Annotated in this window: 24 protein-coding genes and 1 tRNA gene; 12 read left to right on the plus strand and 13 right to left on the minus strand. The window is 65.5% G+C overall.

Features of this window, described 5'->3' with window-relative positions; genetic code table 11:
- Positions 1-413: 413 nt before the first annotated feature.
- Both ACP15H_RS08415 and ACP15H_RS08420 read right to left on the minus strand, forming a co-directional pair.
- The gene (locus ACP15H_RS08415) at positions 414-1,622 is read right to left on the minus strand and encodes a TCR/Tet family MFS transporter (RefSeq protein ID WP_425065751.1); all 1,209 of its coding nucleotides are present in this window, start codon (positions 1,620-1,622) and stop codon (positions 414-416) included.
- Between the two features lie 25 nt (positions 1,623-1,647).
- Positions 1,648-1,724: transfer RNA gene (locus ACP15H_RS08420), tRNA-Pro, on the minus strand.
- Between the two features lie 108 nt (positions 1,725-1,832).
- On the opposite strand from ACP15H_RS08420, the gene ACP15H_RS08425 reads away from it, so the two are divergent.
- Positions 1,833-3,089, plus strand: a complete 1,257-nt coding sequence (locus ACP15H_RS08425; protein WP_425065752.1) for an MFS transporter — start codon at positions 1,833-1,835, stop codon at positions 3,087-3,089.
- Positions 3,090-3,092: 3 nt separating this feature from the next.
- Here the strand turns inward: ACP15H_RS08425 and ACP15H_RS08430 are convergent, their stop codons facing one another.
- The 4 genes from ACP15H_RS08430 to ACP15H_RS08445 form a co-directional block, all read right to left on the minus strand.
- A complete protein-coding gene (locus ACP15H_RS08430; protein WP_425065753.1) occupies positions 3,093-3,701 on the minus strand; it encodes a glutathione S-transferase family protein in 609 nt (202 codons plus the stop codon).
- Positions 3,702-3,766: 65 nt separating this feature from the next.
- The gene (locus ACP15H_RS08435) at positions 3,767-5,101 is read right to left on the minus strand and encodes a Rieske 2Fe-2S domain-containing protein (protein WP_425065754.1); all 1,335 of its coding nucleotides are present in this window, start codon (positions 5,099-5,101) and stop codon (positions 3,767-3,769) included.
- Positions 5,101-6,435: a Rieske 2Fe-2S domain-containing protein gene (locus ACP15H_RS08440; protein ID WP_425065755.1), complete on the minus strand. Its 1,335-nt coding sequence runs from the start codon at positions 6,433-6,435 to the stop codon at positions 5,101-5,103. Before ACP15H_RS08440 ends, ACP15H_RS08435 begins: the two co-directional genes overlap by 1 nt.
- A 47-nt stretch (positions 6,436-6,482) precedes the next feature.
- Positions 6,483-7,775: an O-acetylhomoserine aminocarboxypropyltransferase gene (locus tag ACP15H_RS08445; RefSeq protein ID WP_425065756.1), complete on the minus strand. Its 1,293-nt coding sequence runs from the start codon at positions 7,773-7,775 to the stop codon at positions 6,483-6,485.
- 270 nt (positions 7,776-8,045) lie between these two features.
- Between ACP15H_RS08445 and ACP15H_RS08450 the strand changes: the two genes are divergently transcribed.
- Both ACP15H_RS08450 and ACP15H_RS08455 read left to right on the plus strand, forming a co-directional pair.
- Complete coding sequence (locus ACP15H_RS08450) at positions 8,046-8,495, plus strand: tripartite tricarboxylate transporter TctB family protein (protein ID WP_425065757.1); 450 nt, start codon at positions 8,046-8,048, stop codon at positions 8,493-8,495.
- 1 nt (position 8,496) lies between these two features.
- Positions 8,497-9,999, plus strand: a complete 1,503-nt coding sequence (locus tag ACP15H_RS08455) for a tripartite tricarboxylate transporter permease (RefSeq protein WP_425065758.1) — start codon at positions 8,497-8,499, stop codon at positions 9,997-9,999.
- A gap of 4 nt (positions 10,000-10,003) precedes the next feature.
- Here the strand turns inward: ACP15H_RS08455 and ACP15H_RS08460 are convergent, their stop codons facing one another.
- Positions 10,004-11,068 (minus strand): lactonase family protein, encoded by a 1,065-nt coding sequence (locus tag ACP15H_RS08460; RefSeq protein WP_425065759.1) that lies wholly within the window; start codon positions 11,066-11,068, stop codon positions 10,004-10,006.
- 38 nt (positions 11,069-11,106) lie between these two features.
- On the opposite strand from ACP15H_RS08460, the gene ACP15H_RS08465 reads away from it, so the two are divergent.
- On the plus strand, positions 11,107-11,955 hold the full coding sequence (locus ACP15H_RS08465) for an SDR family NAD(P)-dependent oxidoreductase (RefSeq protein ID WP_425065760.1): 849 nt from the start codon (positions 11,107-11,109) through the stop codon (positions 11,953-11,955).
- Position 11,956: 1 nt separating this feature from the next.
- Here the strand turns inward: ACP15H_RS08465 and ACP15H_RS08470 are convergent, their stop codons facing one another.
- Positions 11,957-12,871 (minus strand): DMT family transporter, encoded by a 915-nt coding sequence (locus ACP15H_RS08470; protein ID WP_425065761.1) that lies wholly within the window; start codon positions 12,869-12,871, stop codon positions 11,957-11,959.
- A gap of 105 nt (positions 12,872-12,976) precedes the next feature.
- Between ACP15H_RS08470 and ACP15H_RS08475 the strand changes: the two genes are divergently transcribed.
- From ACP15H_RS08475 to ACP15H_RS08495, 5 genes are read left to right on the plus strand one after another with little or no spacing between them, the layout of a single operon-like run.
- Positions 12,977-14,248 carry an ABC transporter substrate-binding protein gene (locus ACP15H_RS08475; protein WP_425065762.1) on the plus strand — a complete coding sequence of 424 codons (1,272 nt, stop codon included), beginning with the start codon at positions 12,977-12,979 and terminating at the stop codon, positions 14,246-14,248.
- Between the two features lie 29 nt (positions 14,249-14,277).
- Positions 14,278-15,180: a branched-chain amino acid ABC transporter permease gene (locus ACP15H_RS08480; RefSeq protein WP_425065763.1), complete on the plus strand. Its 903-nt coding sequence runs from the start codon at positions 14,278-14,280 to the stop codon at positions 15,178-15,180.
- A gap of 6 nt (positions 15,181-15,186) precedes the next feature.
- The gene (locus tag ACP15H_RS08485; RefSeq protein WP_425065764.1) at positions 15,187-16,194 is read left to right on the plus strand and encodes a branched-chain amino acid ABC transporter permease; all 1,008 of its coding nucleotides are present in this window, start codon (positions 15,187-15,189) and stop codon (positions 16,192-16,194) included.
- 1 nt (position 16,195) lies between these two features.
- Positions 16,196-16,966: an ABC transporter ATP-binding protein gene (locus tag ACP15H_RS08490; protein WP_425065765.1), complete on the plus strand. Its 771-nt coding sequence runs from the start codon at positions 16,196-16,198 to the stop codon at positions 16,964-16,966.
- Positions 16,963-17,679: an ABC transporter ATP-binding protein gene (locus ACP15H_RS08495; protein ID WP_425065766.1), complete on the plus strand. Its 717-nt coding sequence runs from the start codon at positions 16,963-16,965 to the stop codon at positions 17,677-17,679. Before ACP15H_RS08490 ends, ACP15H_RS08495 begins: the two co-directional genes overlap by 4 nt.
- Here the strand turns inward: ACP15H_RS08495 and ACP15H_RS08500 are convergent.
- Both ACP15H_RS08500 and ACP15H_RS08505 read right to left on the minus strand, forming a co-directional pair.
- A complete protein-coding gene (locus ACP15H_RS08500) occupies positions 17,664-19,046 on the minus strand; it encodes a sensor histidine kinase (protein ID WP_425065767.1) in 1,383 nt (460 codons plus the stop codon). The two genes, ACP15H_RS08495 and ACP15H_RS08500, sit on opposite strands and share 16 nt — an antisense overlap.
- Positions 19,024-19,698 (minus strand): response regulator transcription factor, encoded by a 675-nt coding sequence (locus tag ACP15H_RS08505; RefSeq protein ID WP_298313053.1) that lies wholly within the window; start codon positions 19,696-19,698, stop codon positions 19,024-19,026. Before ACP15H_RS08505 ends, ACP15H_RS08500 begins: the two co-directional genes overlap by 23 nt.
- Before the next feature lie 133 nt (positions 19,699-19,831).
- On the opposite strand from ACP15H_RS08505, the gene ACP15H_RS08510 reads away from it, so the two are divergent.
- The gene (locus tag ACP15H_RS08510) at positions 19,832-21,352 is read left to right on the plus strand and encodes a DegQ family serine endoprotease (protein WP_425065768.1); all 1,521 of its coding nucleotides are present in this window, start codon (positions 19,832-19,834) and stop codon (positions 21,350-21,352) included.
- 343 nt (positions 21,353-21,695) lie between these two features.
- Here ACP15H_RS08510 and ACP15H_RS08515 read toward each other — a convergent pair whose 3' ends face one another.
- Positions 21,696-22,184, minus strand: a complete 489-nt coding sequence (locus tag ACP15H_RS08515) for a CoA-binding protein (RefSeq protein WP_425065769.1) — start codon at positions 22,182-22,184, stop codon at positions 21,696-21,698.
- Between the two features lie 13 nt (positions 22,185-22,197).
- On the opposite strand from ACP15H_RS08515, the gene ACP15H_RS08520 reads away from it, so the two are divergent.
- Together ACP15H_RS08520 and ACP15H_RS08525 are read left to right on the plus strand one after the other, a co-directional pair.
- The gene (locus tag ACP15H_RS08520) at positions 22,198-23,358 is read left to right on the plus strand and encodes an NADH:flavin oxidoreductase/NADH oxidase (protein ID WP_425065770.1); all 1,161 of its coding nucleotides are present in this window, start codon (positions 22,198-22,200) and stop codon (positions 23,356-23,358) included.
- Between the two features lie 81 nt (positions 23,359-23,439).
- Entirely contained in the window at positions 23,440-23,982 is a 543-nt protein-coding gene (locus tag ACP15H_RS08525) for a peroxiredoxin (RefSeq protein WP_425065771.1), read from the plus strand.
- On the opposite strand, the gene ACP15H_RS08530 is transcribed toward ACP15H_RS08525, so the two are convergent.
- Positions 23,960-24,769 (minus strand): ABC transporter permease, encoded by an 810-nt coding sequence (locus ACP15H_RS08530; RefSeq protein ID WP_425065772.1) that lies wholly within the window; start codon positions 24,767-24,769, stop codon positions 23,960-23,962. The two genes, ACP15H_RS08525 and ACP15H_RS08530, sit on opposite strands and share 23 nt — an antisense overlap.
- Entirely contained in the window at positions 24,766-25,662 is an 897-nt protein-coding gene (locus tag ACP15H_RS08535) for an ABC transporter permease (protein ID WP_425065773.1), read from the minus strand. Before ACP15H_RS08535 ends, ACP15H_RS08530 begins: the two co-directional genes overlap by 4 nt.

Here is a 25,662-nt window from a genome sequence, read left to right on the forward strand (position 1 = left end):
CAGGTTCTGCGTCCAAAGGCCACCAGATCGGGTGGCCTTTGTAAGAAAGTGTATCAAGTAACTGATTTTATTTGGTTTTTGTCCGGGCAAGCGTATCGTGCCCGGCGAGGGGCCTTCAACGGAATCGTCAAAGGGGGACGTGACCGTGCTTGTAAATCGCGATTTCGCGCGCCATCACGCGCGCTCGTTTGACTTAATATCATTTAATGACAATGGTTTGGAAGTCGTTCTTCCTACCATAAGTGAGCTTATTTATTTGAGGCGCGGGCTCAGCCAGCCGGGCGGCAAGTTGCCCTTATTCGATCTTGACGGGCAGGAGATCGATATTGACGTCGTCAAGCGGTGCCTTACGGCGGGTTGGGCGCAGCCTTGGTTCAAGAATCCGCTGAAGCCGGACTGGCTCGTCTGCAAGCTCACGGAACGCGGGCGACAGGTCGCGTCCGAGCCGTAACGCACCACGTGACGAGGGCGGCTGCCGCTAGTAGCGCCCCGGCCACAAGGAAGGCGGCACCCGGCAGGGTGTCGATCGTCCAGGCGAACAGGACGGCAAAGACGCCGGGCGCGATCAGGCCAGCGATGCTGCGTGACGCGGAGGCGGCGCCCTGCAGTTGACCCTGCTCGGTGCCGCCGACACGGCGGGTCATCATGTCCTGCAGGGCCGGACCGGCGACGCCCCAGAATGCCATCACCGGGACGCCGGCCCAGAACCAGGGGCCTGTCGCGGCGAGCCCATAGATCGACATGCCGGATGCGCCGGCAATCAATCCGGCAATCACGGCCCGCGGGGCGCCGATGCGCCTCACGATCGGTCCGATCAGAAATCCCTGCACGATGGCGGTGCAAATGCCCACGAAGGCGAGCGTCAGGCCGACCGTCGTCTCGCCCCAGCCATATCGATGCCCGGCGTACAGGACGAACACCGAGGGCAGGACCTGATGGGCGAAGTTCCCCAGGAAATCGACGGATGCGAGGCCGAGCAACTGGCGCTGCGAGGCCAGGAGTTTCAGCGATCCGACCGGATTGGCGCGTTTCCACGAAAACGCCATGCGCCTTTCCGGCGGCAACGATTCGGGAAGCACGAACCACCCGAACGCCGCATTGGCGAGGCAGGCAGCCGCCGAGACCCAGAACGGCAGGCGTGGATCGAGACCGCCCAGCAGGCCGCCGATCGCCGGACCGACCACGAAGCCCAGCCCGAACGCCATGCCGACCAGGCCGAAGGCCTTGGCCCGTTCGTCGGGCTTGGTCACGTCGGCGATATAGGCGAAGGCGGTACCGATCGTGGCCGAGGTGATGCCCGAGACCACACGGCCGACGAACAGCAGCAGGAGCGAGGGCGCCAGCGCCATGAAGATGTAGTCGAGGCCTAGCCCCAGGCACGAGATCAGGATGACCGGCCGGCGGCCGAAGCGGTCCGACAGGGCGCCGAGGAGGGGCGAGCAAAAGAACTGCATCAACGCCCAGACCGTCGCGAACAGGCCGAACATCTCGGCGGCGCCGGCGGTGTCGCCGTCCATGAATCCCAGCACGATCTTCGGCAGCACCGGGATCATGACCCCGAGCGCCAGCACATCGAGCGCCACCGTGCAGAAAATGAAGGCGAGCGCCCGGCGCGTGTTCATGACGACATATGGCAGGGGAGTAAATTGGTCGGGGCGACAGGATTTGAACCTGCGACCCCCAGTCCCCCAGACTGATGCGCTACCAGGCTGCGCTACGCCCCGACCGGTGCCGCCGGCCGGTGAGCCCGCGGCACGGGGGCTTTAGCGCGAATGGCAGCATTGCCGCAAGCTGCGCTTGCAGCGAATAGGGCGACAAAGGATACAGGCAGGATGATCGACCCCGGCCGGCGTGTCCTGCTCTTCTCCTCCATCGGCCACGCGCTGATGCACATGATGACGGCGTTCTATGCCGTGATCGTGCTTACTCTGGCGGTTTCCTGGAACCTGCCGGCCGAAGACCTGCTGCGCCTCTACGCGCCGGCCACGATTCTCCTGGGCATCGTGTCGCTGCCGGCCGGCTGGGCATCGGACAAGTTCGGTGCGCCGGCCATGATGGTTGTGATGTTCCTCGGCCTCGGCCTGTCGTCGGTCGCCTGCGGCCTGGTTCCGACCGGCGACACGCTGGCGCTGTCGCTGGCCCTGTGCGGCATCGGCGCCTTCGGGGCATTCTACCACTCCGTCGGCATCGGCTGGGTGATCCGCACGGCCCGGGAGCAGGGCCACGCCATGGGCGTGAACGGCCTGTGGGGCAGTGCGGGCCTCGCACTCTACGGGGTCGTCCCCGGCGTGCTGATCACGCTGGCCTCGTGGCGCGCGGCCTTCATCGTGCCCGGCCTCGTCTGCCTGATCGTCGGCACCGTCCTCTGGATCCAGATCCGCCAGGGCAAGGTCGGCGACCGGCCGATGCCGCAAGCCAGGAGCACGCAGGTCGGCCGCCGCGACTTCTGGCGCGTCTTCTCGGTGCTCTCCGTCACCATGGCGCTGGAAGGCGTCATCTGGCAGGCGCTGATGTTCGGTGCGGCGATGGTCTTCGAGGTGAAGCTCGCGCCCGAGATTTCGGCGCTGCGCGACGGGCTGGCCTCGTGGGGCATCGCGACCCAGATCGTGCTGTGGGTCGGCCTCGCCACCTCGATGATCTACGTCGTCTCGGGCGTGGCGCAATTTGCGATGGGCCGGCGCATCGTCGACCGCTATCCGCTGAAGGCGACCTATGTGGTGGCCTCGGCGCTGCAGGTGATTGCCATGCTGGCGCTGGCCATGGGCAACGGCTACGTGGCGCTGCTGGGCGCCATCGGCTCGGCGGTGCTGAGCGCGGCGGCGGGTCCGATCGAGAACATCCTGATCGCCCGCTACACACCCAGCCGCTATCACGGGCTGGGCTTCGGCGCGAAGTTCGTGGTGGCTTTCGGGGCCGGCCCGCTGGCGATCCTGCTGATTGCCTGGGTACGCGAGACGACGGGAAGCCTGGAATTGCTGTTTCTCGGCCTCGCCGCCACCTCGGTCGTGATCACCCTGGTGGCGCTGCTGCTGCCCGGCAACGAGCGCGATGCGTCGTTGCCGGCGCCTCAGGTCGCGCCCGCGGAGTAGAGGCTACTTCGCGCCGCGTGCAGCCTTGTAGGACGGACGCGACAGGCAGCGATCGAGCCACGCACTGGCGTTCGGGAACGGGGTGAAGTCGACCTTGATCGGCTTGGCCCAGCTCATGATGGACGCCAGGTTGAGGTCGGCCACCGTGAAGGTCGAACCCAGCAGGTACTCGCGGCCCTCGAGCGCGCCGTTCAGCACCGCCAGCGGCTTCGGCAAGGCCTTCTGCGCGTCGGCGACGGCCTCCGGCTTGCGCTTGTCGGGCGGGGTCATGAACATGTCGATGAGGATCGTCAGCAGCGGCTTCTCGAGCTCGGTCATGCCCCAGAAACTCCACTGGTTGCACAAGGCCAGATCCTCGAGGCTGGTCGGCATGAAGCCGTCCTTGCCGTGCTTGGCGGCGAGATAGAGATTGATCGCCATCGATTCGAAGAGCTTGAATTCGCCATCGACCAGCGTCGGCACCTTGCCGTTCGGATTGACCTTGAGATAGTCGGGATTCTTGAGATCCTTCATCTCGACGGCGATGTGCTCGTACGGAATGCCGAGTTCATGCGCGATCCAGAGGGCGCGCGAGGCACGCGAGGCCGTCGGCCCGTAAATCTTGATGGTCACGAAATATCTCCCCAATACCGATATCGTCGGGACGATAGTGCAGCGCTCCGCGGCGGTCTAACCCTCTATTCCGGGAGCCCGTATTCGTCGCCCACATAGCCATGCCGGTGACCGAAGCGCTCGGTCATCACCGTCTCGAGATCCTTCTCTGCCGCCGCGATCCATCCACCTGCCCGTACGGCATAGCGTGTCGCCGCGGCCGCTGAACGGGGCGGCTCACCCTGCTGGAGCGCACGGGCGGCGCCCATCACCAGCTTACGGAATTCGACGATGCCGACATCCGTGGGCCCCAGATGCTCGCGGGTCCTGTCCTGGATGGCGCCCTGGCTGTCCTGGATTGCCGCGTCCTGGTCGGATACGCCACTGATGCCGGTGTAGCTCAGCGTCTTCTGCAGCTCGCGGTCGATCATGTAGTCGTTGCGCGCGTTGCGCTTCGGCACGTAGTGCTCGTCGATCTCGGCGTGGAGGCTCAGGCCCGACGCGTACTTGGTGCGCTCGGCGTTGGTGAGGGGCCGGTCGGGCACCCAGCTGTAGGTGTAGATCCAGCAGCTCGTATCATCGACCGGCACCCAGGTCTGGCCGTGGTAGACCTCGCCGGGGAAGGCGACCGGCACCAGCGCGTGGTTGGGCGCGAGATACTGCGCGATGCGCCAATAGACGTCGGTCGTATCGGTCTTGCGGCCGGCGGCGATCACCAGTCCGGCCTCGTGGCCCTGGATCCTGAACTTGGGCCGGGGATCGTCGGTGACCCAGCGGCTGCGATCCGCCAGGCCGCCTTCCTGACCGATGGCGGAGGTTTTGCGCAGGATATCGAGACGCGCCGCCTCATCCTTGGTCGGGATGGCATGCAGGAAGGAGAAGTGCGCCGTGTCGATGGCGCCCTCGAGGCTCTGGGCCCAGTTGCAGTCCTGCCATTTCTTGGAGACGAAGCGATGGCCGGCGGGAACGAGGCCCAGTTCGAGTTGCGGCAACTCGGGCATCGTTTCGCGCGGGCCCATGTAGACCCAGATCAGATCGGCCCACTCGCGCGTCGGATAGGACAGCAGCTTGATCGTGTCCTTGTAGGCCGACTCCGGCGGCGAGGTCGGCAGGTCGACGCAGTTGCCATCGATATCGAACTTCCAGCCGTGGAAGGCGCAGCGCAGCCCGCATTCCTCGTTGCGGCCGAAATAGAGGTTGGCGCCGCGATGCGGGCAGTGCGGCTCGACGATGCCGACCCGTCCGTCGGTCTGGCGAAAGGCCAGCAGGTCCTCGCCCAGGATGCGGATCTTCTTCGGCGGGCCGTCGCGCTCGGGCAGTTCCTCGGAGAGCAGGGCTGGCATCCAGAAGCGGCGCATCAGGTCGCCCATCGGCGTGCCGGGGCCGCTCTGCGTCAGGAACGCGTTGTCAGCTGCGAGCATCAGTCACCCAATCCGTACTGGTTGCCGATATAGCCGCGATCATGGCCGAACCGCTCGGTCATGACCGTGGCGAGATCCTTGTCCGGCGCCGCGATCCAGCCGCCGGAGCGGACGGCATAGCGATGAGGCTTGTGCGCGGCAGCCGGCGGCTCGCCAGATGCGAGGCGGCGGGCGGTGCCCATCACCAGCTTGCGGAACTCGACGATGCCGATGTCGGTCGGGCCGAGATGCTCCTTCGTTCGGTCCTGGATCGGGCCCTGGCTGTCCTGGATGGCCGCGTCCTGCTCGGAGACGCCGGTGATGCCGGTGAAGTTCTCGGTGAGCTGAACGCTGCGGTCGCGCAGGTAATCGTTGTCCTTGTTGCGCAGCGGCTTGTAGTCGGCATCGACCTCGGAATGGACATTGAAGCCACCGCGGAACTTGGCCCGCTCGGAATTGCTCAGAGGCCGGTCTGGCTGCCAGCAGTAGGTGTATATCCAGCAGTTCACGTCATCGACCGGCACCCACGATTGCCCGTAGTAGATCTCGCCCGGGAAGGCGGCGGGCGTGTAGGCGTGGCTGGGCATCAGGAACTGTGCGATGCGCCAGTAGAGGTCGGGCCCATCGGTCTTGCGGCCGCCCGCGATCACGAGGCCCGTATCGTGACCCAGCACGCTGAAGCGCGGGCGCGGGTCATTCTGCACCCAGCGCACGCGATCGTCGGGCTTGGCCTGGTCGCTCAGCGCCGCGCGGCTCATGGCACGTCGCGCGGCCTCGTCGTCCGTCGCCAGCACCTTGTGCAGGAAGGAGAAGTGCGAGGTGTCGATCGCGCCCTCGAGACTCTGCACCCAGTTGCAATCCTGCCATTTCTTGGTGACGAAACGTGAGGCGGCGGGGACCAGCCCCATCTCGAGCTGCGGCAGTTCCGGCATATGCTCGCGCGGGCCCATGTAGACCCAGACCAGATCGGCCCACTCGCGCGTCGGATAGGCGAGAAGCTTGATTGTGTCCTTGTAGGCCGACTCCGGCGGCGAGGTCGGCAGGTCGACGCAGTTTCCGTCGATGTCGAACTTCCAGCCGTGGAACGAGCAGCGCAGCCCGCAATTCTCGTTGCGGCCATAATAGAGGTTGGCGCCGCGATGCGGGCAGTGCGGCTCGACGATGCCGACCCGTCCGTCGGTCTGGCGGAAGGCCAGCAGGTCCTCGCCCAAGAGGCGGATCTTCTTCGGCGGCCCGTCGCGTTCGGGCAATTCTTCCGAAAGCAGTGCCGGCATCCAGAACCGCCGCAACATCTCGCCCATGGGCGTGCCCTTGCCGGCACGGGTCAGGAACTCGTTGTCCGCCTTGCTGAGCATTCCATCCTCCTGCCTCGCCGTGTTCTCCGGCGTAGGGGGCGACGGGCTTAGGGGCGCGTCGCCTTTTCCAGAGCCTGATCCAGATCGGCGATGATGTCTGCAACCGTTTCGATGCCGATCGACAGGCGGAGCACGTCCGGCCCGGCGCCGGCGGCCACGCGCTGCTCCTCGGAGAGCTGGCGATGCGTGGTCGAGGCGGGGTGGATGATCAGGCTCTTGGCGTCGCCGATATTGGCGAGGTGGGAGAAGAGCTCGACGCTGTCGACGACCTTCACGCCGACGTCGTAGCCACCCTTGACGCCGAAGGTGAAGACCGAGCCCGCGCCCTTGGGCAGGTACTTCTTCGCAAGCGCGTTGTACCTGTTGGAGGGCAGGCCGGCGTAATTGACCCAGGCCACCGCGGGATGCGTCTCGAGATGCTGCGCGACCGCCAGCGCATTGGCGCAGTGACGCTCCATGCGCAGGCCCAGCGTCTCCATGCCGAGCATGGTGAGCCAGGCGTTGAACGGCGCCTGAGTGGGGCCGAGGTCGCGCAGGCCGACGGCATGGCTGTGGAACGTGTAGGCCATGTCGCCGAAGGTCTCGTAGAAGTTCAGGCCGTGATAGGCGGGCTCCGGGCCGGCGAGGCTGGGGAATTTGCCACCGCGCGACCAGTCGAACTTGCCGGAATCGACGACCGCACCGCCCATCGACGTGCCGGTGCCGCTCAGGAACTTGGTGGTGGAATGCACGACCAGCGTCGCGCCGTACTCGATCGGCTTGCAGAGCCAGGGCGTCGCCAGCGTATTGTCGACCAGCAGCGGTACGCCGGCATCCTCGGCGACGCGCGCGATCGCCTCGATGTCGCTGATCACGCCGCCCGGGTTGGCAAGGCTCTCGATGAAGAACGCCTTGGTCCTGTCTGTGACCGCGCGCTTGAAATTGTCCGGCGTGTCGGCATCGACAATGTTCGCCGTCCAGCCGAACTTCGGATAGGTGTTCTTCATCTGCTGCAGCGAGCCGCCGTAAAGTCGCGAGGCCGCGACGATCTCGGCGCCCGGCGCCATCAGGGGAAACAGGGCGAGAACCTGGGCCGCATGTCCTGATGAGGCGATGGTGCAACCGCGGCCGCCTTCCAGCGTCGCCAGCCGTGTTTCGAGCGCGGCATTCGTGGGGTTGGTCAGCCGTGAGTAGATGAATCCCACGGTCTGCAAATTGAAGAGGGCGGCGGCATGGTCGGCGTCTTCGAAGACATAGGCCGTCGTCTGGTAGATCGGCAGGGCGCGGGCGCCGGTCGTCGGATCGGGGGCGGCGCCGGCATGCAGTGCCAATGTTTCGAAACCATAAGTCTTGTCGCTCACGACGTTCTCCTGGGCCGGCAATTTCACACCACCATTCCGCACATCACACGTCCGTCCCGTCAAACCCATGCACCTGAAATATCTAATTTCGCTAAGAGGAATTACATTTAAGCAGTCGGATACGGACCTGAATGTTCCTTCATTCCGGAAAGCGGGGGGTCACTAAGCTCCGCGTCAGCTTGGCGTAAGAATCGGAGGATAGGGTCCCGCGCTGTGTCTCGCGATTACGGGCGTCGCAACACAGCGTAAATGTTTGGGGAGCGAAACACCGTGAATCGGTTTCTGACCAAGGACTTCCTGTCCGGGTTGATGTTTGTCGCCTTTGGGCTGGCAGCCCTCTATTTCGGGCAGCATCTCGCCGTTGGGACACCCGTTCGCATGGGTCCAGGCTACGTCCCGCGGATGCTCTCCCTGATCCTGCTGGCGCTGGGCGTCCTGGTCTGCATCATCGCCGTGGTGAGCGGCAGCGAGCCGGTCGAACGGCCGAAGTGGAAGCCGATCACGCTGGTGACCCTCGGCATCGTCTGTTTCGCGCTGCTGTTCGAGCGTGCCGGCCTGATCCCGGCCCTGATCGTACTGGTCATGATCTCTTCGCTGGCCGGCGAGGAATTCAAGCTCGCCGAAGTGATCGGCAACATCGTCGTTCTCTCCATCCTGTGCACGATCGTCTTCAAGGTCGGGCTGGGGATGAACATCTCTGTCGTGCAGGGGATTTGGTAAGATGGATCTCCTAGACAATCTCCTTCTCGGCATCAGCGTCGCCTTCACCTTCCAGAACCTGACCTACGCCCTGTTGGGCTGCATGGTCGGTACGCTGATCGGGGTTCTGCCCGGCATCGGTCCGGTGGCGACCATCGCCATGCTGCTGCCCATCACCTTCCACCTGCCGCCCACGGCCTCGCTTATCATGCTGGCCGGCATTTATTACGGCGCGCAGTACGGCGGTTCGACGACCTCGATCCTGGTCAACCTGCCGGGTGAGGCCTCCTCGGTCGTGACCTGCCTCGACGGCTACCAGATGGCGCGCAACGGGCGAGCCGGTGCGGCGCTGTCGATCTCCGCGGTCGGCTCGTTCTTCGCCGGCACCATCGGCACCATCATCATCGTTATCTTTGCCGAGCCGCTGACGCGCATGGCGCAGAAATTCGGCCCGGCCGACTACTGCTCCCTGATGGCCCTCGGTCTCGTCGCCGCGGTGGTCCTGGCCAGTGGTTCGGTCACCAAGGCCATTGCGATGGTATTCCTCGGCCTGTTGTTCGGCCTGATCGGCACCGACGTGAATACCGGCGCCCAGCGCTTCACCTTCGACATTCCGGAGCTGAGCGACGGCATCGACTTCGCGCCGATCGCCATGGGCCTGTTCGGCATCGCCGAGATCGTGGTCAACCTGGAACGACACCTCGAACGCGGCGGGGCGATCAAAGTGGGATCGCTGTGGCCGACGCGCGAGGAGATAAGGCGCTCCATCCCGGCCATCCTGCGCGGCACCTTTCTGGGATCGATCCTCGGCGTGCTGCCCGGCGGTGGACCGACGCTGGGCGCCTTCTCGGCCTACACGCTCGAGAAGAAGCTGTCGAAGAACCCCGGCCAGTTCGGCAAGGGCGCGGTAGAAGGTGTTGCGGCACCGGAGGCTGCCAACAACGCCGCCGCCCAGACCTCGTTCATCCCGATGCTCACGCTGGGCATCCCGTCCAACGCCGTCATGGCGCTGATGGTCGGCGCCATGATCATCCAGGGCATCCAGCCGGGACCTGAGGTCATGACCAAGAAGCCGGACCTGTTCTGGGGCATGATCGTCTCGATGTGGATCGGCAACGCGATGCTGGTCATCATCAACCTGCCGATGATCGGCATGTGGGTGAAGCTGCTCACCGTGCCGTACCGCTACCTGGCGCCGGCCATCCTGCTGTTCTGCTGCATCGGCGCGTACAGTCTCCAGAACAGCACGTTCCACGTGTTGCAGGTCGGGATCTTCGGCGTGCTGGGCTACATCTTCGTCAAGCTTGGCTGCGAAGGCGCTCCGTTCCTTCTGGGCCTCGTGCTCGGACCGCAGATGGAGGAATACTTCCGGCGCGCCATGCTTCTTTCGCGCGGCGACGCCATGGTCTTCATCGAGCGGCCGATCAGCCTGGGCCTGCTCATCACGACGGCGCTGCTGCTGATCCTGATGGCGCTGCCGAGCATCAAGAAAGCCCGCGAGGAGGCCTTCCAGGAGGAAGGCTGACCCTCTAGCGGGAGAAGACGATACACGCCGGGCTGCCCACCTTGGTTCGCAGCCTGGTGGGCGCCAGGAGACCGTTGGGGCCAACCTTGTAGGCGATGATCGAATCGCCCCCCTGGTTGGCGACATACAGAAATCGCTCCGCCGGATCGAAGGCGAAGAAGCGCGGTACGCCGCCCTTCGTCGGCACCCACTGGCGCGGCGCCAAGGTTCCTTTGGCGGCATCGATCCCGAACACGCCGATGCTGTCGTGGCCGCGGTTCGAGACGTAGACGTTGCGGCCCGCGCCATCGACCCAGATCTCCGCGCCGGTGCTGTAGCCGGTGAATTCCGAAGGCGTCGAGGGCACGGTCTGCAGCGGCGTCAGCGCGCCGCTGGCACCGTCCTGCCGGTAGGTCGTGATGGTCGAATCGAGTTCGTTGATCACGTAGGCGAACGGCTTGCGCGGGTGGAAGTCGATGTGGCGGGGGCCGGCGCCCGGCCGGGCGGCGACGCGGCTGGCCTCGACCAGAACGCCGCGCCTTTCATCGAGGCGGTAGCCGATCACGCAGTCCGAGCCCTTGCAGGGCAGGTAGAAGGTGCGGCCGGCCCGATCGACCGGATTGTGATGCGGGCGCACGTTCTTCTGCTCGGAGCGATGCGGCCCGAGCGGCGCGGCGACGGCCGTGAGGGTGGAATAGGGACTAAGTGCCCCGTCATTCGCGATCGGCAGCGCTGCCACTGAGTCCGAGCCATAGTTGCTCACGACCAGAAATCGCTGCCTGGCGTCGAAGGCGAGATGGATCGGATTGTAGCCGCCCGTCGGTTGGCGGTTCAGGACGGCAAGTCGTCCGGTCTCGCGATCGACCGTATAGGAGGTTGCCTCGCTGCGATCGCCGTGCACGGAATAGAGCCGGGTGCCGGCTTCGTTCAGCGCCAGGAAAGACGGGTTCTCCAATCCGCCAAGATGCTGGATGTGCCGAAAGGCACCGGTCTGGGGATCGACACGATAGACGTTGATGCCGTTGCCGCGACCGTTGCGCTCGGGCGAGGTGTAGCTACCGACATAGGCGAAGAACGGATGTGTTTTCATAGTGCCATTCTCGGCACCGTCGCGAAGCGAGGTCAACGATGCAGGACACCATGCGGAAGATCGCCCTCGTCACGGGCGCCAACCAGGGTTTGGGATTGGCGCTGGTGCGCGGCTTGCGCCGTGCCCTGGGCGAGGAGAGTGTCGTCTACCTCGCGGCCCGCGACATCGATCGCGGCGAGGCGGCTTGCGCGCTGTTGCAACGCGAGGGGCTGGCGCCGGACTTCATCCAGCTCGACATCACCGATGCTGCGAGCGTGGCCGCGGCCGCCGACAGGATTCGTGCCCGGCACGGCGGCATCGACATCGTGATCCAGAACGCGGCGGCGCGGATCACCAGGGACACACCGCAGGCTGATCAGGTCGTCGGTTTCGTCGACACGAACAATCACGGCACCCTGAGGGTCGTCGGGGCCTTCGTCCCGCTGCTGCGGGACGATGCACGCTTCATCGTGGTGGCGAGCTCGTTCGGCTCCCTGCGCAATCTCGACCCGCGCCTGCATTCGAAGTTCAATGCGCCGGGGCTTACCCTGTACGACGTCGAGGCCGCGATGGACGAGTTCGCGAGAGCGACACGCGCCGGCACGGCCCAGCAGGAAGGTTGGCCGGACTGGATCAACGTGCCGTCCAAGATCGGTCAGGTCGCGTCGGTCCGCGTACTGGCGCGCGCCCATGAAGCCGAGTTCCGGCGCCGCGGCATCCTCGTGAACGCGGCCTGTCCCGGCCTGGTGGATACGGACGCGTCACGACCGTGGTTCGCGGACATGTCGAAGGCGGCAACGCCGGACGAGGCCGCGCACGATCTGGTCTGGCTGGCCACTCTGCCGGCCGGAACACGGGAGCCCTATGGCGTGCTCGTGCGCCACCGCAAGCCGCACCCGTGGACGTAGATCACCTTGCGTTGGAGACGATCAGCACGACACCCACCATGACGAGAAGGATGCCGGCGAGCTCCCGCCGGCTCATCGATTCGTGGAAGACGCGGCGCGAGACGAAGTAGCTGAAAACGACCTCGATCAGGATCAGCGTTCGAACCTGGGAGGCGGGGGCGAGGGCCAGGGCCGTCACGTTGGCCAGCGACGCCGAGGCGCCTGCGATCCCGGCGAACATCGAGACACGCCATTGCCGCAGGGCGCCCAGAACGATGGCGGGCTTGCGCGCCAGCAGCCAGGCACAGAGCAGGATCGCCTGCAGGAGCTGGCTCCAGAAGAGCGTCTCGGCCGCCGCCAGGAAGGGCGAGTCGGTATGAAGCGCGAGGTTGGCGCCGCGATAGCCCACGACCGAGATGGCAAAGGCCGAGCCCGAGGCGAGGCCATAGAAGGCGGCCGGATCGGCCCAGTTTCGTCTGGTGCCCTCGCGTGACGGAGGACGCGGCGTCAACAGCACGACGCCCAGAGTGGCGACCACGATGGCGCCGACCGCCACGGCCGACAGCGTCTCGCCGAGAAACAGAACCGAGAAGAGCGCGACCTGTATGACCTCGCTCTTGGAATAGACCAGCCCGATCGCGAAGCTGCGTTCTTGCATCGCGCGCAACAACAGCGCCGTGCCCGCCATCTGGCTCAGCGCCGCGACCACCACCCAACCACCGAAGGCCCAGGTGAGGGACGGTTGAGCTGCGCGCCCGACCAGCAGCACGAGGCAAAGCCACACGGCAAGGACGGGCATGCCGTAGAGGAAGCGGACCAGCGTGGCGCCGAGCGTGCCCAACTCGGCGGTCAGATGCCGTTGCGCGGTGTTGCGCACGGTCTGCGCGGCGGCGGCGAAGACGGTGAGGGGGATCCAGAGCCCGGAGACGGGGATCATATTCCCGACTCGCAAGCGGGTTGTCGTTTGACCATGCCGAACAATTACTCATAGGATCGCGGCAATCGGTCAAAGACCGCAAGAACTATTCCGGGAGTGAACAGCATGACGTCCACCGAGTCGCGGCGCGCGAGCCGTCGTCAAGTTTTGAAGGGGGCGGGCGCCCTGGCTGCCGCCGGTCTGGTCGGCGCTCCGGCCATCAGCAAGGCGCAGACCGGCGCCATCAAGATCGGCGTGCCGACGATCCTGTCGGGTCGTGTCGCCATCCTTGGCCAGAGCAGTGTCGGCGCGCTCAAGATGTCGTTCGACAAGCTCAATGCCGAGGGGGGCATCAACGGCCGCAAGATCGAGATGATCGTGCGTGACTCCAAGGGTGCGCCGCAGGAAGCCGCCAAGGTCACGCGGGACCTGATCAACAACGACGGCTGTCAGATCATCATCGATGCCGAGGCGTCGAGCGCGGCTTTTGCGGTGCAGGAGGTGATCCGCGAGGTCGGCGTCCTCTGCATCCACACCAACTCGGAGACGTCTTCGCTCACCGCCGATCCCAAGCTCTACGTGCCGACGGCCTTCCGCACGGCCCGACAGGGCATTCACGACGCGATCGGCGGCGGCGACTATGCCGCCAAGGTCGCCAAGGCCAAGGGCCTCAAGAAGTGGGCGACCTGCTCGCCCGACTATGCCTATGGCCGCTCCAACACGGCCGAGTTCATGGAATATGCCAAGTACTTCGACGGCAATATCACTGTCGTCGAGGAGACCTGGCCCAAGCTCTTCCAGCCCGACTACACCGAAGTCGTCACCAAGCTGCTCAACGCGAAGGCCGACGCCATGTACTCGGCCCTGTGGGGCGGCGACCTGGTGGCCTTCATCGACCAGGCGAACCTCTACGCCCTGTTCGAGAAGCAGGCGTCCTTCATGGTCAATCTGGGCGACTACGGTGTCGTCGACCAGGTGAAGCAGTTCCCGCAGGGTGTCTATTCGGGTGGCCGCTACAATCGCACCGTTCCGCCGACGCCCGAGAACGAGGCCTGGTACCTGGAATACGTCAAGACGCAGAAGAGCAAGCCGACCAACTGGTCGTGGGAGAATGCCGTCGGCGCACAGTTCCTCATCGAGGCGCTGAAGAAGACCAACGGCGATACCAACGGCAAGAAGCTCGCCGAGGCGATCAAGGGGGCCACGATCAAGACCCCGTTCGGCGACGGTGGCTCCATCACGATGCGCGCCGAGGACAATACCACCATCAACTACATCATCGGGTACGGCCTCTCGCTGTCGAAGGAGCCGTACATCTCGGACTTCAAGATGTCGCCCTGGGAGCCGATCCTCGAACTCGAGAAGCAGTGGAAGAAGAAGCAGGGATACGCGACCTGATCGTCTTCACCTTCGGATAGGACATCCACGTGGACCTTGACGCGTTGTTGCGCTGCGTCGGAACGACCTCCTGTGTCGTGACGCAGCTCACCAGCGGCATGATCATCGGCATGCTGCTTTTCCTGATCGCGTCGGGCGTGACGCTGATCTTCGGCGTTCTGAACGTCATCAACTTCGCCCACGGCTCGCTCTACATGATCGGGGCGTACGCGGCCTGGACCTTCTACCAGCTCACCGGCAGCTACTTCGTCTCCGCGTTGGGCGCGGCGATCGCTGTAGGCGCCCTGGGCGTCGTCTTCGAGCGGGCGCTGATGAGCAAGGTCTACGGCTCCAACGTGCTGATGCAGCTCCTGGTCTGCTATGCCGTGGTGCTGATCTCGGACGATCTCATCAAGATCATCTGGGGGCCGGTGCCGCTGTCGATGGGCATGCCGCCGGAGTTCCGGCTGCCGCCTGTCCGGTTCATGGGCGGCGTCATCCCGCCGTTCTATATTTTCATGATCCTGGCGGCGATGGCGATCGGACTGCTGCTATGGCTTGTGATCGTCCGTACGCGCTTCGGCAGCATCGTCCGGGCCGCGGCCATCAACGGACCGATGGTGTCGGCGCTCGGCATCCGCGTGAACCTCTACTACGCCGCCGTTTTCGGCATCGGCAGTGCGCTGGCGGGCGCGGCGGGAGCCCTGGCGGCGCCCGTGCGCTCGCTGACGCCGGGCATGGGCTTCTCGATCCTGATCGAGTCCTTCATCGTGACGGTGATCGGCGGCATGGGTTCGATCGTCGGAGCCTTCGTGGCCTCGATCATCATCGGCCTCACGCGGTCCTTCGGCAGCATCGGCTTTCCTCTGTTCGTCGACGGGGTGATGTTCCTGATCATGGCGCTGGTCCTGATCTTCAAGCCCAGCGGCCTGTTCGGCCGTGCGCACCGGTAGGCGGCGATGACCTCACGTTGGAGAGATCTGGGCCTGGCCGGGCTGGGGCTGGTCCTGCTGCTGCTGGTGCCCGTGTTCGGCGCGCCACCGGCGATCCGCGATTTCATCATGTTCGGCATGGCCTACGGCCTGCTCGCCATGTCGCTCAATCTGCTGATCGGCTACACCGGCCTGGTGTCGTTCGGCCACGCGATGTTCTTCGCCGCCGGCGCCTATGCGTTCGGCTTGGCGATGCAGTCGGGCAAGTTCTCGATTCCCGGGGCCTTCGCGCTGGCGATCGGCTTCACGGCGCTGATGGCCCTGATCGTCGGCGCCATCTGCGTGCGGTTGAACGAGATCTACTTCGCGTTCCTGACGCTCGCCTTCCAGATGCTGTTCTACAACATCATCCTGGGGTGGGTGTCGTTCACGGGCGGCGACCAGGGGTTGATGGGCGGTATTCCGCGGCCGAAGTTCCTCGGCATCGATCTCGCCGACCGGACGCAGCTCTACGTCTTCTGTTCGGTGGCGTTCGTCGTCTGCATCGCCCTCCTGCGCCAGATCGTGACGTCGCCGTTCGGCTACACGCTGCGCATGATCCGAGACAACCAGGAGCGTGCGGCCTTCCTCGGCATCAATGTGACCATGGTCAAGCTGGCCTGCTTCGTGATGTCGGCCTGCATCGCCGCGGTCGGCGGCATCCTGCTGACACTGTTCGTGTCGGGGGCCTATCCCAACTTTGGCTTCTGGACGACCTCGGGCGAGGCGATCTTCATGATCCTGCTGGGCGGGTCGAACGTCTTCCTGGGTCCATTGGTCGGCACGGTGATCCTGCGCCTGCTGAACGATGTCACGGTTACCTACACCAGCCACACCGAGCTGGTGCTGGGCATCGTGATCCTCGTCCTGGTGCTCGGCCTGCGCAAAGGTCCGCTCGACCTGCTGGCCGAACGCTGGGAGAACCGGCGGCAGGCCAAGGCCCAGGCGATCCGGGATGCGGCCGACAAGGACGCGCAGACGGGCAGGGATGCCTGACATGCTGAAGCTCGAAAACCTCAAGAAGTCGTTCGGCGGCGTGGCGGCCACGCGTGACGTGTCGCTGGACTTCGCCGACGGATCGCTCAGCGCCATTATCGGGCCCAACGGCGCGGGCAAGACGACCCTGTTCAACCTGATCACCGGTCGCTTCCCGCCCGACACCGGCCGCATCCTGCTGGCGGGCGAGAACATCGCGGGCCTTTCGCAGCGCCGGATCGTCCGGCTGGGCATCGGGCGCGCCTTCCAGGTGGCCAGCCTGTTCCCGACGCTCACCGTTTCCGAAGCGCTGGCGGCGGCCGCCCAGGCCCATCAGCGCCGCGAGACCGTGCTGCGTTCGCCGTTCCCGCTCGGCACCACCACCAAGCACGCCGACGAGATCATGGAGTTGCTCGGCCTGACTCGTGTCGCGGGCATCCTGAGCCGCAACCTCAGTCACGGTGACCAGAAACTGCTCGATATCGGTCTGGCCCTGGCGCTCGAGCCGAAAGTGCTGCTGCTCGACGAGCCTACCGCCGGCATGGGGCCCGAGGAGCGCTGGCGCATGATCGAGACGGTGCAGCGCCTGTGGCGGGCGCGCCGCATGACCTTGATCTTCATCGAGCACGACATGGATATCGTCTTCAAGGTTGCCCAGACGGTCCGCGTCCTGTCCTACGGGTCGGTGCTGGCCGAAGGCACGCCCGACGAGGTGCGGACCAACCCCAAGGTGATCGAGGCCTATCTCGGCAAGTCCGCCCATGGAACTTCCGGACAGGGAGCGGCGGCATGAGCGCCGTGGAGATCCTGAGGGTCGAGGGTATCGACGTCTTCTACGGCGCCAGCCAGATCCTGTTCGGCGTTTCGTTCTCCGTGGAGAAGGGGCAGTCTCTGGCGCTGCTGGGCCGCAACGGCGCCGGCAAGAGCACGACCATGAAATCCATCATCGGCATCGCGCCCGCCAAACGCGGCACGGTCGCCGTGCGCGGCACGCCGGTGCAGAAATTCACCCCCGACCGCATCGCGCGCGAGGGGGTGGGCTTCGTCCCCGAGGACCGGCAGATCTTCCCGGAGCACTCGGTCGAAGACAATCTGAAGATCGCGATCAAGCCGGGCGTCGGCGGCAGGATCGACTGGACGTTGGAGAAGATCTATGACGTCTTCCCGATCCTGGCGTCGATGCGTGGCCGCATGGGCGGAAGACTGTCGGGCGGGGAGCAGCAGATGCTCACAATCGCCCGGACCCTGATGGGCAATCCCGATGTGGTGCTGCTCGACGAGCCCAGCGAGGGGCTGGCGCCGATCATCGTCGAGAAGATCGGCGAGCTGATCCAGCGCCTGCGCGACATGGGCACGACCCTGATCGTGGCCGAGCAGAACATGCACTTCTGCCTCGATATCGCGAGCCACGTCGCCGTGATCGACAAGGGCCATATCGTCTATCGCGGCTCGATCGACGAGCTCCGGGCCAACGACGACGTGAAGAAGCGCTATCTGGCGGTCTGAAGCACGACGCGCAGCCCGGGTTTCGCATCTTCGAGCCGGATCGCGAGCCCGTGCAGGCCGGCGATCGCCTTGACCATCGCGAGGCCGAGGCCGCTGCCGGAGGTCGAGCGGCTGCGGTCGAGCCGGTAGAAGCGATCGAACACTTTGTCGTGCTCCGAGGTGGGGATACCCGGCCCGTTGTCGGCGACTTCGATTTCAAACCCGTCGCCCTGCCGGCGCAGGCCGAGGCGGACCTTGGTGCCTTCGGGCGTATGGCGCAGCGCATTCTCCAGCAGGTTGGACACGAGCTGGGCGATCAGCTGGCGGTCACCGGTGAGCGTTGCACCGGGCTCGATCTGCACTTCCAGGGCGCGATCCAGGTCTTCGGCGACGGGCTGGTAGGTCTCGCCCAGGCTCTTCAGCAGAGCCGAGACGTCGAAGGGAGCGAAGGCGCTCTTCTGTGCGCCGGCCTCGACCTGGGCGATGCGCAGCAGCGCCGAGAAGGTTTCCAGCAGGGCATCCGCCTCCTCGATGGCGGCGTCGGTGGCGGTGCCGTAGTCGGCGGTCGTCGTGGCACGCTCGCGGGCATCCTCGAGCCGCTGGCGCAGGCGACCGAGCGGCGTGCGCAGGTCGTGGGCGATGTCGCTCGACACCTGGCGCAGCCCGTCCATGAGCTGCTGGATGCGGGCCAGCATGGCGTTGAGACTGGCCACGAGCTGGTCGATCTCGTCGTGCGTCCCGCGCACAGGAATCCGGGCGGAGAGATCGCCTTCCATGATGGCGCGACTGGTGCGCGTGATCGTGTCGATGCGGCGCAGGAAATTGCTCCCGAGCAGGGCGCCGCCGGCGATGGCCAGGACGAGGGTGAGGCCGCCCGACCAGGCGAAGGCGCGGATGATGGCGCGCTGCATGTCGACCAGGCGGTTGGCGTCCTGGGCCACCAGGAGGAACGAGCCGTCGGGGAGGGTGAGGCCGAAGCCGGTCAGCTTGGGGCGCTCGCCGGGACGGTCGGGATCGATCTCGGGCTGGGGCTGGTCGGGTTCGAAATCGATGGCGCCATTGACCGGCGGCATGCCGGGCAGGTTGCCCACGACGACGCGACGGCTGGGCGCCTGCAGCAGATAGAAGATCGGTCCCTTGGTGCGGAAGTTGATGCGTCGCGTGATCTGCTCGGCCAGGCCCGCCAGGCCGCTGCGGCGGTGAACCTCGGCGAGCTGATAGGCCTCGGAGCGCAAGACCGCAGCCATGTCGTTCTGCATCGCCGCGGTTGCCGTCCAGTAGACGCTCGCGAACAACACGCCGGCCGACAGGATGAACAGGACGGCGTAGAGCAGCGGGAGGCGGAAGCTCGCCGAACGCAGGATCCTAATCAGGCGCGCGAATGACATAGCCTGCCCCCCTGATCGTATGGAGCAGCGGTTTGTCGAATCCCTTGTCGATCTTGGAGCGAAGCCGGCTGATATGCGTCTCGACGATGTTGGTCTTGGGATCGAAATGGAAGTCCCAGACCTTCTCGAGCAGCATGGTGCGCGTCACCACCTCGCCGGCATGGCGCAGAAGGTATTCGAGGACCTTGAACTCCTGGGCGAGCAGCTCGATGCGCTTGCCGCCCCGCGTCACGGTGCGCGCCAGCAGATCCATTTCGAGGTCGCCGGCGACGAGGGAGGTCGCCGCCACGATCGGCGGGCGGCGGGAGAGGGCGCCGATGCGAGCCCTGAGTTCGGCGAAGGCGAAGGGCTTGGTGAGGTAGTCGTCGCCGCCGGCTTCCAGTCCGGCGACACGGTCGTCGACGCCGCCCATCGTGGTGAGGAACAGGACCGGCGCCTTCATGCCCGAGGCGCGGGCCGCCTTGACGAGCGACAGCCCGTCCATCTGCGGCAGCATGCGGTCGACGATCAGCACGTCGTACTTCTCGCCGGTGGCGAGGTAGAGGCCGTCGCGTCCGTTGTCGGCATGGTCGACCACGTGGCCATGCTCGCGCAGGCCCTTGGCGATGTAGTCGGCGGTTTGCTTGTCGTCTTCAACCAGGAGGATTTTCACGTCGCCCGTCTATCCGGCGCCGGCCTGTGGCGCAACGTTCCCCAACTATACAAACATTCAATCTGGCGGCCATCAGGGCGCTACGGGTCCTCCCCCATATTCCGCTCACCCCCCAAGGAGGAGGCTGTAGATCATGACCAAGACCAAGTCCCGTATCCTGACTGCCCTGGCGCTTACCACTGCCCTGACGGCGCCCGCCCTGATCGCCCCGATGTTCACCGCTCCCGCGGCTATCGCCGGCCAGACCATGCCCGTTCAGGACTTCTCGGACCTGGCTGCCAAGGTGACCCCTGCGGTCGTCAATGTCGCCGTGACCATGAAGGCCGGCGCGGACGACGAAGACGAGACCCGCATGTCGGACTCGCAGCAGAAGCAGATGGAAGAATTCATGAAGCGCTTCGCGGAGCGCTTCGGCCAGCCGATGCAGCCGAACCAGCCGGGTCGTCCGGATGGCAAGAGCCGCCCGCAGTCGAAGGAGAAGGCCCAGGCCGTCGGCACGGGCTTCATCGTCGATCCCAAGGGCGTGATCGTCACCAACTTCCACGTGGTCGGCAAGGCCGACTCGATCACCGTCACCATGGCGGACGGCACCAAGCTGCCGGCCAAGATGCTGGGCGGCGACGAGAAGACCGACCTGGCCGTGCTGAAGGTCGAGAGCGACAAGCCGCTGCCGTTCGTCTCGTTCGGCGACGCCACCAAGGTGCGCGTCGGCCAGCCGGTGATGGCGGTGGGCAACCCGTTCGGCCTCGGTGGCACCGTGACCACGGGCATCGTGTCGGCGCGCGGCCGTGACATCCACTCCGGTCCGTTCGACGACTACATCCAGACCGACGCCGCCATCAACCGCGGCAACTCCGGTGGCCCGCTGTTCGACATCGACGGCAACGTGATCGGCATCAACACGGCCATCTACTCGCCGACCGGCGGCAGCATCGGCCTGGGCTTTGCCATCCCGTCCTCTCTGGCGCAGCCGGTGGTCGCCGAGCTGAAGAACAGCGGCCGTGTCGAGCGTGGCCTGCTGGGTGTCCAGATCCAGCCGGTCTCCAAGGAGATCGCAGAGAGCCTGTCGCTGAAGAGCGAGAAGGGCGCCCTGGTGGCGGTGGTCCAGCCGGACAGCGCGGCCCTCGCAGCCGGTGTCCAGTCGGGTGACGTGATCCTGAGCGTCGACGGCAACAAGGTCGACGGCATCAAGGAGCTGACCCGCACGATCTCCGCGGTCAAGCCGGGCACCTCGGTCAAGCTGGGTGTGTGGCGCGACGGCAAGGAGATGAGCCTCACCGCCAAGGTCGGTGGCCAGAAGGACGACGCGATCGTCAAGGCCAGCGCCGACGGCAAGGGCGCAACCGCGAAGCCGGAGCCGATGGCCTACGGCGTCTCGCTGGCGCCGCTCTCTCCGGAGGCGCGCAAGCAGCTCGGCCTGGACGGTGACATGAAGGGTGTGGTCGTCGCCACGGTCGAGCCGGGCAGCCCGGCCGATGAGCAGGGCCTGAAGGCCGGCGACGTCCTCCAGCAGGTCGGCAAGGATGCCGTCGACAGCCCGAAGGCGGCTGCCGAGAAGCTCAAGGAAGCGAAGACCACCGGCAAGCCGGTGCTGATGAAGGTGTTTCGAGAGGGGATGACGCGCTTTGTCGCTATCTCTCCCCGGGCGGCCTAGCAAACCTCTCGATCGGTCGGAGCCCTCGGGCTCCGACCGAAGCCTTCGCTCCAGACATTGAGTTCAGTTTTCGAGGTTGAAGCGAAGCCGCTATCTCTCCCCGGGCGGTTAGCAAGACCTCAGTAAGGAGCCGGCGGTGGCCCCACCATCGCCGGCTTTCCTGCACCCGACAGGATCTCTCAGGGGGGCCGCGTCCTTTCAGGCGAAGACCGGAAAGACGCGATCATGAGGGGGAGTGGAGGTCTGCAGCCTGGTGTGGGTACTGCAGACCTCCCAACCCTTTGACAGCCGCCGGCCCTCGGGCCGGCTTTTGTTTTGCTGGGGGCGCCCCCCAGCGATAGCCTCAGAGCGCGCGCTTCTTCGAGGAGATGACGCCGCTGGCGATGCCGTGCCATTCGATGGTGCCGGCGAGGCGGGAATGCTCGATCTTCGGGCAGCGATTCATCACCACCTTGAGGCCGGCTTTCTCGGCACGCTCCGCCGCCTCCATGTTCACCACGCCCAGCTGCATCCAGACGACCTTGGCGCCGTGTTTGATCGCCTCGTCGGTGATCGGGCCGGCGGCTTCGGAATTGCGGAAGATGTCGACCATGTCGACTTTGACCGGCAGCTCGTCGAGCGACGAATAGACCTTCTGGCCCATGATTTCCTGGCCGGCGGCCGCCGGATTGACCGGGATGACCTTGTATCCGCGGTCGAGCAGATATTTCATGGCGAAATAGCTGGGACGATTCCAGTTGGCCGAGGCGCCGACCATGGCGATGGTCTTGGTGTCGCGCAGGATCTTGCGCAGGTAGAGATCGTCGTAACGGTCGCTGAAGGCGGCTTTCATGGGGGGATTATACATGGCCGGTCCGATGCTGTTCGAGCCGATTTCCATCCGCGACGTCACCCTGAAGAACCGGGTGGTCGTGGCGCCGATGCATCAATATGCGGCGGAGAAGGGCTTCGCGACCGACTGGCACTTGGTAAATGCCGGCCGCTATGCCGCCGGCGGCGCAGGACTGGTCATCATGGAGTCCACCAAAGTCGAGCGGCGTGGCTGCGGCACGGTCGGGGACCTCGGCCTGTGGGACGATGCGTTCATTCCCGGCCTCAAGCGCTGCGTCGACTTCATCCGGCTGCACAATTCCGTGCCGGGAATCCAGCTCGGCCATTCCGGCCGCAAGGCCCGGCGCTCCCGCCCCTGGGAAGGGGGCGGTCCGCTGAAGCCGTCGCCGGAGATCGACGACTGGGATCAATGGGAGCTCGTCTCCTCGAGCGGCATCAACTCGCCGGACACCGATCCGACACCGCGAGCGCTGACGCTGGCGGAAATCCCTGAAGCGGTCGAGCGCTGGGGGCAGGCGGCGCGGCGCGCGCACGAGGCCGGGTTCGACGTGCTCGACATCCACATGGCGCATGGCTACCTGATCCATCAGTTCCTTTCGCCGTTCTCCAACGTGCGCAACGACGAGTATGGCGGCAGCGAGCTCAATCGCATGCGCTTCGCCATCGAGGTCGTGGAGAGCGTGCGCGCACACTGGCCGGCCTCGAAGCCGCTGTTCGTGCGCTTCTCGGTCGAGGACGATGCCGGCTGGGGCCCGGACCAGAGCGTGGCACTGGCCAGGATCCTGAAACCCAAGGGCGTCGACGTGATCGACTGCAGCTCGGGCGGCATGCGCGGCGCGCCGGTGGTAGGCACCGGTCCCGTGACCTACGGTTACCAGGTGCCCTATGCAGACCGGCTGAAGAACGATGCCGACATTTTGAGCATGGCCGTCGGCCTCATTGTCCATGCCGACCAGGCGGAGAAGATCCTGCAGGAGGGCCGCGCCGACCTGATCGCCCTCGCACGTGAGCTTCTCTACAATCCGAACTGGCCGATGGATGCCGCGCAGAAACTGGGCGTCGACCCGAAGTTCGCGTCCGTGCCGCCGGCGCAGGCCTATTGGCTGGCCAAGCGTGCACAGTCGGTGAAGTCGGTGGTGCCGTCGACCTACATGAAGGGCCTAAACGCCGAGTGACCGCGCCGGTCACCGGGACGTGACACCGTGCAGGGGCGTCGCGCGCTATGTTCTCCGTCACCTTGAATTCCGGCGGAGAAGATGATGAAGCGGATTGCGGCAACGGCCCTTGCGCTCGCCTGTGTCCTTACGACACCGGTTTGGGCGGCTCTGAAGCCCGGCGACACGGCGCCGGTGTTCACGGCGCAGGCGGCGCTCGACGGCAAGGACTATACATTCTCGATGGCCGATGCCCTTAAGAAGGGGCCGGTTGTCCTCTATTTCTTCCCGAAGGCCTTCACGACCGGCTGCACCGCCGAGGCGCACGAGTTTGCCGAGGCCGCGGCGCAGTTCAACGCGATGGGCGCCACCCTGATCGGCATGTCGGCCGACGATATCGGCACCTTGCACAAGTTTTCGACCCAGGCCTGCTCGGGCAAGTTCCCGGTCGCCGCCGATCCCGATCTCAAGGTCATCAAGGCCTACGACTCGGCGCTGATCCGTGTCGGCAGCGTCGGCATCGCCGACCGCATTTCCTACGTCATCGCGCCTGACGGAAAGATCGTCTACGCCTTCTCCGACCGCAATCCCGACAAGCATGTCGAGAACACGTTGGCGGCGGTCAAGGCGCTGCAGAAGAAGTAGCCATCCGGTTCTGCTCGGCGCGCTTGCGCAGGAGATGGGCAGCCCCCATCAAAGCCGCCGTCAGCACGATCGTAAGAGTCGACACGGCCGCGATGGTGGGATCGATCTGGAAGCGAAGATCGTCCCACATGCGGCGCGGCAGGGTGACCGCGCCGGTGCCTGAAATGAACAGCGCCACGATCAGCTCGTCGAACGAGGTGATGAAGGCGAACAGGGCGCCCACCAGCACACCCGGCCGGATCAGCGGCAGAGTCACCTGGAAGAAGGTGGCGCCCGGCGTCGCGCCGAGGCTGAGCGCTGCCTGTTCGAGCCGCGGGTCTATGCCCGACAGGCTCGCCGTCACACTCGTCACGACGAAAGGGACGGCGAGACAGGTGTGCGCCAGCACCATCGCGATGGGTGTGCCGACCAGGCCGTAGCGCGAATAGGCGTAGTAGATGCCGATCGCCACGACGATGCCGGGCACGATCAGTGGCGACAGGATCAGGCCAGCCGCGAAAATGCGCATTCCCCTGGGCAGGCGCGCGATGCCGAGTGCGGCCAGCGTGCCGAGGAAGGTCGCCAGCACAACGACGGCGCAGGCCACCCAGATGCTGACCCAGGTCGGTTTCAGCCAGTCGGGATTGCTGAAGTAGGCCTCGTACCAGCGCAGCCCGAAAGCCGGCGGAGGAAAGGTGAGATAGGTCGCGGAGGAAAAGGATGCGATCGCCACCACGACGATCGGGAAGGCCAGGAAGAACAGGATCAGCCCGACGATGGCGGCCGGCAGGAGGCTCGCCACCCTCATCGCATGCTCGTCCTGAAAGCGTTGCCGACGCCCGGCAGCTTGCGCGCAATCGCGAGAATGGCCAGCGCCGTCGCCAGCAGGATCGCGGAGAGGGTGGCGGCATAGGCCCAGTTGAGCTGGTCGACCTGCTGGGCGATCAGCATGGAGAGCGTGATGTCGCGCGGTCCACCGACCATCGCGGGCGTGATGTAGAAGCCCAGCGCCAGCACGAAGGTGAGGAGGGTGCCCGCTGCGACGCCCGACATGGACAGCGGCAGGATCACCTGCCGGAAGGTCATGAACGGAGTGGAGCCGAGCCCCGAGGCGGCGCGGATCAGCGACGGATCGATCTGCCGCAGCGCATTGGCGATCGGCAGGATCATGTAGGGCAGGAGGATGTGGATCATCGCGATCTGCGTCGCGAGCGTCGTGTTCAGGATGCGGATCGGCCGGTCGATCAGGCCGAGCGCCATCAGCGCTTCGTTGACCAGGCCATGGCGGCCGAGCAGCACCATCCAGGCGTAGCTGCGGACCAGGACGCTGGTCCAGAAGGGCAGCAGGATGATCACCAGAATGAACGGCGCCATCGTTTTCGAGCGCACGAGGCCCATGGCGACCGGGTAGCCCAGGATCAGGCAGCCCAGGGTGACGATGATCGAGGTGTTGAGCGTGATCCAGAAAGTCTTCTGGAACACCACGTCTTCGAACAGGGTGGCATAGTTGGCGATCGTCCAGGTCGGATCGTTCACGCTGCGCAGCAGCATCGCCACCACCGGCAATGCGTAGAAGACCAGCATGTAGAGGAGGAGCGGTGCCGCCAGCAGCAAAGGCACCGCTCGGCGCCAGTCGAACGGTGCCGTCCGCGGCCGGCTGATCGCGAGGGCAAGGGAAGCGGGCTGCACGACCTCAGACAA

This window comes from Reyranella sp. (genome assembly GCF_965249915.1).
Classification (GTDB): Bacteria; Pseudomonadota; Alphaproteobacteria; order Reyranellales; family Reyranellaceae; genus Reyranella.